The 7,787-nt window shown below is 67.4% G+C and carries 6 protein-coding genes; 5 read left to right on the top strand and 1 reads right to left on the bottom strand.

All coding sequences use genetic code 11. The annotated features are described in order from the left end of the window. Nucleotides 1-1,154: YihY/virulence factor BrkB family protein (locus tag WA805_RS19005; protein WP_425243004.1), on the top strand; the 1,154-nt coding region annotated here is incomplete at its 5' end. On the opposite strand, the gene WA805_RS19000 is transcribed toward WA805_RS19005, so the two are convergent. After that, nucleotides 1,048-2,568, bottom strand: coding sequence for a flavin-containing monooxygenase (locus WA805_RS19000; RefSeq protein ID WP_422285531.1), 1,521 nt, complete (start codon nt 2,566-2,568; stop codon nt 1,048-1,050). The genes WA805_RS19005 and WA805_RS19000 overlap by 107 nt on opposite strands. Nucleotides 2,569-3,230: 662 nt before the next feature. Between WA805_RS19000 and WA805_RS18995 the strand changes: the two genes are divergently transcribed. The 4 genes from WA805_RS18995 (at nt 3,231) to WA805_RS18980 (ending at nt 7,073) form a co-directional block, all read left to right on the top strand. Further along, entirely contained in the window at nt 3,231-4,115 is an 885-nt protein-coding gene (locus tag WA805_RS18995; RefSeq protein WP_425243003.1) for a hypothetical protein, read from the top strand. 310 nt (nt 4,116-4,425) lie between these two features. Further along, nucleotides 4,426-4,905, top strand: coding sequence for a GNAT family N-acetyltransferase (locus WA805_RS18990; RefSeq protein ID WP_422279440.1), 480 nt, complete (start codon nt 4,426-4,428; stop codon nt 4,903-4,905). Nucleotides 4,906-5,782: 877 nt separating this feature from the next. Further along, nucleotides 5,783-6,538, top strand: coding sequence for an N-acetyltransferase (locus tag WA805_RS18985; protein ID WP_422340601.1), 756 nt, complete (start codon nt 5,783-5,785; stop codon nt 6,536-6,538). A 94-nt stretch (nt 6,539-6,632) separates the two neighbouring features. Beyond that, entirely contained in the window at nt 6,633-7,073 is a 441-nt protein-coding gene (locus tag WA805_RS18980) for a hypothetical protein (protein WP_422279436.1), read from the top strand. The last annotated feature ends 714 nt before the right edge of the window (nt 7,074-7,787 follow it).

Raw genomic sequence — 7,787 nt, 5'->3', positions numbered from 1 at the left:
GGCCGGGCCAGCGGCCGGGGACGAGGCCGGCAGGCATGACGGCGGCCGGATGGCCGGGCGTCCGACGGGGCCGCCGGGCAGCGCAGTGGGGCAAGAAGAAGTATGCCGGGTCGCTGGCTGAAGACGTGTGGCGCCGGCTGGACACGATGGACTTCATCAACCGGGGCATGGTGTTCGCCGCCACGCTGCTGTTGTGCTTGTTCCCGTTCCTCATCGTGGTCAGTGCGCTGGCTGGCCGGCCGGCGGCCCAGTCGCTGACCCGGTACACCGGCCTGAACAGCCAGGCCGCCGCCGACATCGGCCATCTGTTCGCCTCGCCGGCGGCCACCACCAGCGCCGTGGTCGGGACCGCCTCGATGGTGGTCTTCGTATTCGGCGGGATCGCCGCGGCCGCGGCGCTCCAGGAAATCTACGAGCAGGCCTTCGACCTGCCGCACCGGCGGATCAAAGACCTCCCGCACCGGCTGGCCTGGCTGGCCGCGCTGATCGGCGCGTCGCTGCTGACGGGCTTGGCCGGACCCGGGGTCCGGTACGTCGGCGGCCCGGCGCTGCTCGCAGTTGCTGGCCTGGTCTGGGCCACCGGCTTTTGGTGGCTCACGATGCGGATCTTGCTGGCGGGCAGGGTCTCCTGGCGGGCCCTGTTCCCCGCCGCCTGCGCCACCGGCGTGCTGTACGTGGCCATGCAGACGGTCTTCTCGCTGGTCTTCTCCGCCATGGTGATCTCCGACGAGCACACCTACGGCCCGATCGGGACCATCTTCGCCCTGCTGTCCTACCTGATCGCCATCGGCGTCGTAGTCATCCTCGGCGCGGTCGCCGGCCGCGCTTGGCACGAGCGCTCGTCAGGCACGAGCGAGACCGGCCGGTTACCCCCGCCCGGCCGTTCTCAGTTGACACCGCATGCGCGCGTCCAGGAGGCGACGGACGCCATATGCCGTTCCTCAATCCAGGGCAGGTCGGCAGTGCATGAGACGTGCTCGCCGCCGCCGGACACCACGCCCGGCAACGGCCCCTCGATCTGGTTCTGCGCGCCCAAGCTTGCCGGAGTCAGCGGTAGACGAGCGTTCCGTCGGCGAGGTCGGCCTCGGGCAGGATCTCGCGCTCCTGCTCGTGCTCGTGCATATGGGTCCATGGGTCGCGATCGCCTTGTTTGAACAGGATGTGCTGCGAGCGCATGACATAGCCGGCATTGAAGTTCTCCGGGTCGCACCAGGGCCGCAGCTGCATGTCCGTGTCCTGGGGCCGCAGGGCAGGGACCACCATCTCGGCGTGTTTCTCCTGCATCTTCGCCAGCAGCCGGCACACCAGGTCGCTGACCAGATCCACGCGCAGGGTCCAGCTGTGCCGGAAGTAGCCGAAGACATAGGCCATGTTCGGCAGGCCGTTGATCATGATGCCGCGCCAGGTCACGCGCTGTGTGAAGTCGACCGGTTCGCTGTCGACAGTGAACACGACATCCCCGAGGACCGACAGGTTGAATCCGGTGGCGGTGACGACGATGCGGGCGGGGATCTCCTCGCCGGAGCTGACCTTGATCCCGTGCTCGGTGAACGTCTCGATGGTGTCGGTGACGATTGAGGCCTTCCCCTCGCGCAGTGCCGCGAACAGGTCGCCGCCCGGGACGACGGCGATGCGCTGCTGCCACGGGCGGTAGCGGGGGGTGAAGTGCTTATCGACGTCAAAGCCCTCGGGCAGCAGCGGGCGCATGGACTCCATGAGGAACTCGTGCAGCTCGCCCGGCGCTTCCAGCGATGTCCGGGCCAGCCAGCTCTGTTGCGAGATGTACTGTCGGCGCAGGATCTCGTGCGTCCACTCCTCGGGGATGTCCAGGGCGCGCAGCGTCACGGCAAGCTCGTGGGTTGCGGGCGGGGCGTAGAAGTAGGAGGGGGAGCGCTGCAGCATCGTCACGTGCTCCGCCTTGCCTGCTATCGCGGGGATCAGTGTCGCGGCCGTGGCGCCGGACCCAATCACGACCACGCGCTTGCCCGCTAGGTCGAGGTCCTCGGGCCACCGCTGGGGGTGCACGATCACCCCCTGGAAACGGTCCATGCCTTCCCACTGGGGCTGGTAGGGCTTTGCGTGGTTGTAGTAGCCCGGACACATCCACAGGAAGCCCGTGGTGAACCGCAGCTGCCGTCCGGTGTCGCCCTGGATGACCTCGACGGTCCACCGGCGGTTCTCGCTGGACCAGCTGGCCGCAGTGACCTGATGCAGGTAGCGGATGTGCCGGCCGAGGCCATCCTCGTCAATGACCTCGTCGAGATAGGCGAGGATCTCCTCGCCCGCCGCGATCGACGGGCCGCGCCACGGCTTGAACCGGTAGCCGTACGTAAACAGATCGCTGTCGGAGCGCACGCCCGGATACCGATGGGTCCACCAGGTTCCGCCCCGGTTGTCCTGGGCGTCCAGGACAACGAAGGTCCGGTCCGGGAACTGGTCCCGCAGATGGTGCGCGGCGCCGATGCCGGAGACCCCCGCTCCGACAATGAGAACATCGACGTGGCCGGCGTCCTTGATCTCCTCAGTGCCCTGGGCCGGCGCGGTCGCGGGTGTAGTCGTCGTTGTCATGGCTGACTCTCCGGGACGCGAGCATTGCTGCCAGTGATCGTAGTTCCGCGGCAGGGCTACGGCCAGTGGCCAACGGTCGCGGGTGCTTGAGCTGGATGGTGAGCTCCTGCCGCAGCTGTAGATGGCAAGCTGCGGCGGAGTCTTCCTGTCAGGCTGCTGGCGCTTCGATCACGTTGAAAGTGGCAGTCTCAGCGCCGGTGTCGTAGTCCTAGGGTCCGCCGCCCTCCGAGGCAAACGCGATGGGTGGGAGGCAGTCGCGTTTGGCATCTTCACGGGGGAGGTTTGTAGGAATCAGCCTGTCGCACAAACCCTGGTTTACGGACAGCGCGGCGAGACTGACTGGAACCAGCGACGCGCCGGCGATCCCCGGTTACCGGAACGAAATAGCATGTGTGTTCTAATTAATCCATGGACCAAGAGCTAATAGTGACCGATCCTGACCGCGTGCAGCCCAGGCTCTCGTCCAGCTCGGCGGCTCGGGCATGGTTCCCATCTGCATCCGCCACGCGCTGCTTCCTTCGAGCGGAAGGTCCTGATGGTGCTCGAGAACTGGACCACGCCCACCTACTGGCCGGTGCCCGGGATACCCCAGGAGACGTGGCAGGTTCCGGGTCCGCGTATCCGGGCCGCTGCCCGGTCGGCCGATACAGACCGGTGAGTTCGTGATGACCATCCGCCGCTACGCCGGCCGGACAGGCTGGTGGATCGCCCCGGACACGGATCCAGACGAGAAGGCTAAGCGCCTCGCGGGGCTGATCGCGATCTACGTCGCGGTAGTAGGGCTATCACTTCCGGCGACAGCCCTATCCGCTGCGTCGCCAGCCGGCACCGCATGGAGGCTCACTGCGACGTCAGCGGGGACCGCATGGGGACTCGCCCCGGCCTCCTCGATGGGGACATACCCACGGCTGGACGCGTACTGCGCTGCCCGGGTACAGCAGTACCCGGAGCGCGTTGCGGCCAACGCGACGGCCAATACCACCATCCCGCCCGCGGGCACGGACTTCCACTGGGGTCCATGGGTCAACCAGACGCCGGAGATGGCGTACAACTTCTCCAAGGTGGACGGGAACTTCTCGGGCACTACCGACGAGATCCTCGAGTGGGCCGCCTGCAAATGGGGCATGGACCAGAACATTGCCAAGGCCGAAGCAATGGCCGAGTCTTCGTGGTACCAGAGCACGGTCGGTGACAACGGCGACTCCTATGGCATCCTTCAAGTCCGGGCAGCGCCAGACGGGTCTTCCGCGTCCGCGAACAATGGCTGGGGCGGCTATCCCTGGACGCAGAAGTCCACCGCTCTCGATGCGGATGCGCAGATGGCCTACCTGCGCGCGGTCTACGACGGCCAGTCCTATATGGGAAACGGCGGTAATGGATCCCCTGCTCTAAAGGGCGATATCTGGAACGCGGTCAGTACCTGGCAATCCGGGTCTGACACAGGGCCGGACTCGTACACGCAGGAGATCCAGGGCTACCTGGCATCTCAGGCGTGGCGAAGATCGTATCCGCTCCACAGCGCGATGCCCGCTGGGGTCATTCCCTGAAAGCAGAGAAAACCCGGTCAGGGCTCACGCGTACCCACGACCTGATACGGGTGGCGCTCCAGAACGATCCCGGCCGTCGCCCGGGGGAGACTGGGAGCCTGGCCGGGCAATCCCACGCCAGATCTCACCGGAATGCTGAAAGTCCATAACTTTCCCTAGTCCTGTGGAACGGACGCCTCGTGCACGGTCCTCCCCGGCAGGAGCGGGACTGCGGAAATGGTGCCGCACGGACCTCGACGGGTTCCGCCTGATCTCACTCAGTCCCGCCAGATCGGCGGACAGGGCCTGGCGGCCGGCGGATAGTGTCCGGGTGGTGGAGGTAACCATCAGGACCTACGAGCGGCGGGATGCGGCCGGCGTGGCCGATGTTTTCTACCGTTCCGTCCGCGAAGTGGCGCTGTCTGATTACACGCCTGAACAGGTCGGGGCCTGGGTTCCCGGACGCTGGGACGCCGAGCGGGAACACCGCCGTTCCGGTGATGGCCGGCTGGTCCTGGTGGCCGCAGACGAACCGGGCCGCGTGGTCGCGTTCATCGATCTGGAGCCCGACGGGCACATCGACCGCCTTTTCTGCGCGCCTGAGGCGGTCGGCCGCGGCGTCGCGTCGCGGCTGTACGACGCGATCGAGGCTGCGGCACGCGCGCAGGGCATCCAGCGGCTGTTCACGGAGGCTAGCGAGCCAGCCCGGCGCTTCTTCGAGCGGAAGGGCTTCACCGTGCTGGAGCGCCAGGACATGATCCTGCGGGGCGTGCCTATCCACAATTACCGGATGGCAAAGACTCTCGGCTAAGGCCGGCCGCAAAGCCGCCTCCTGCAGATCACCCTTGGCATCCGACGACAGCAGCGGTAGTCGCGGCTGCCCGCCGACGCTGGGTAACGAGCACTGATCCCAGCGGCGCCCGCGAACCGCCTGATATGTTCGACTGCCTCACGCTTGGCACCCGTCGGTTAAGGCGTGCAGAACATTTCGATCTGGGCCGCCGTGATTGACGTCGACTGTAGTGCTGATGACCCGACCGCACACCTGGCTTGCCCGTGCAGGGATACCGGCGCACCGCTGCGATACCTGGTCACGTCCCGGACAAGCTGCTACCGACCGGCGATTGCGCGTCCGCCCTGGCCATCCTGCGCCGCCGGCGAGCCTGACTGGCTGCTGTCCAGCTTTATCCACGGCATCAAGCGACGCCCTCAGGATTGGCTGAGGCCAGATTCCTGAGGGCGCCCGCAGTGCGTCTCCAGGCTTGCTATAGAGCAACCCCCGGAGGCGTCTGACGATTAGCGAACATCGCGAGCACCTCCTTCCTGATACAGAGGACATATCTTGCCGCGGCGCGCTCATCGTAGGACTGCACGCCGACATGCGGCAACGCATTTACCTCTGCTGCGGGGCGGGAGATAACGCCGCCCCGCGCGGTGTAACCGTCAACGGGCAGAAGATCTCCTGAGCAGGCTCGACGACCACCAGCATCGATCTACCGAGGCGTGCATATCGGAATTCCCGCGCCGTTGTGGCTGTGGTCAGCGGTAGCCAGGTCGCGGCCAGTAGTCCTGGGGTTTCGGTGATGTGGGCTCTGGGCCGGGGCGGGTTTTCGCCGGTGCGGTGATGTCGCAGCTGCGGGCGGGAAAATCAAGTGCTCCCGGCGCGCTGACCTCTCTATGATCCGGGCATGGACCTGCGCATCGCGACCATCGCCGAGCGGCCCGCCATGAAGTCCCGGTTCGTGAACGAGGAGGCCGAGCCATGGCCCGCGTTCATGAACGAAGACCCCATCGCCTGGCTCTACTTCAGCGACGTCCGGATCGCGCACCCTGAATACGGGCTGATCGCCTACGATGCGGACGCCCCGGACCAGGCGGTCGCCCGGGCGTTCTGCGTGCCTTTCGCCTGGGACGGCGACCCGGCTCTCGGCGAGCTGCCAGTCGACGGCTGGGATGGCGTGATCTGGCGTTCGGCGCGCGATCGCCAGATCGGGCAGAAGCCGAACCTGGTCTCGGCGCTGGAGATCACCGTTCCCACGGACCTGCAGGGCACCGGCCTGTCCGGGAAGATGCTGGCGGCGATGCGGGACAACGTGAAACGTCTCGGATTTAAGGACCTGGTCGCCCCGGTGCGGCCGAACCGCAAGCACCTGGTCCCGGACATGCCCATCGAGGAGTACGCGGCGCTGGTCCGCGAGGACGGCATGCCCCGGGATTCATGGCTACGTGTTCACGTCCGGGCCGGCGGCCGGATCGTTGGCACCTGCAAGCGCGCGATGGTCATCCCCGGCACGCTAGATGAGTGGCGTTCCTGGACCGGCCTGCCGTTCGACGAGTCGGGGCCGGTCGTGGTGCCCGGCGCGCTCGTGCCGGTCCAGTGCAGCGTCGAGCATGACTACGCGGTCTACGTCGAGCCGGCGATCTGGGTGCACCACCGGCTGTGAGCCGGGCCCTGGCCGGCCTAACCGGACGTTCTGCGCGCCGAAGCCTACATATTCCTACGGCTCAACAGGAATCCCTATTCGATTTGCTTCCGAGATGTGGAACATCCATGTTTACACCGCGTCATCAGCCGGGGCGAGGTGCGCGATGCTCGGCGGCGGCGGGATCGGCGAGCACGAGGCTAGCGCGGTCACCGGCGGCGGCGGGATCGAAGAGCAGGTCACCGCCGTCTTCGGCGGCGGCGGCACGGACGAGCAGGACGCCAGCTCGATGGCCGGCGGCGGTGGGATCCGCGAGCACGAAGCCAGCGCCGTCTCCGGCGGCGGCGGGATCGCCGAGCACGTAGCCAGCGCGGTCACCGGGGCCGGCGGGATCGGCGAGCACGAGCCCAGTGCGGTCACCGGCGGCGGCGGGATTGAGGAACAGCCCTGCGCCGTACTCGGTGGCGGCGGGATCTCTGATCCCGAACGGGCCGGGCGGCGAGCCAGGGCCGACGTGGCTTCGCTCGCATCGGACTCCATCTGCATATTCCTATAGTGCAGCCGACGGCCCGTCCGGTCACTGCCCCGGCGGCCAGAAACCACCGTCCTCGCCCACCGGGCCCTTCCCGCACCGGGCCCTTCCCGCTTGGCCCGCCTCCCGGCGCTGCTCCGGGCCGGCAGCCCGGCACAGTCGATTCCGGTGCGTTCTCCGACCCTGCTGGCCGACGCGTCGGTCGTCCAGCCCGGCGGCACCGCCGGGCATCTCGCACGGGCCGCGGGCGAGGTCATCGCCAGCCTCGTCAGCTGATTGCGCGGTCAGTGCGATGGCGGGAGCGAGATATGCCCCGGAAGCATCCGGCGATCTGCTTGGTCACTTCGTCGAGGCCGCCGAAGTCGGCGGGCTTACCTCCGGCCTGGCTGCATCTGACGGTGACAGCGTGGCGGCCTTCGGTACGCGATATCCGCCTGATCTGCGCGGCGGACCCGGACCTGAAATTATCTCCCAGGGGAATACCGATCTGGACGATGTGTGTGACCACCGGCCCTCACGGCGGGACGGCTAGCCGCGGACAGGGAGGAGCGAGCTCGGTCGGCTCAGGAGCGTCACCAGGTGCAAGTCGCTACGGGCCGTTCGGACGGGTCGGCGGGTCGAGCGAGTTTGAGCCGACGGGGTTCACCGCGCGCCGGTTGTTCTGGCCAGCACGACCAGGATGGTCGCGGCCACGTTGGCTAGGCGTCGTTGTGGGCGTTTTGACTCCATTGCAGGGTC

This window comes from Trebonia sp. (assembly GCF_049794275.1).
Taxonomy (GTDB): domain Bacteria; phylum Actinomycetota; class Actinomycetes; order Streptosporangiales; family Streptosporangiaceae; genus Trebonia.
Note: the sequence above shows the minus strand (reverse complement) of the source record. Positions and strands in the feature narration are given on the sequence as shown.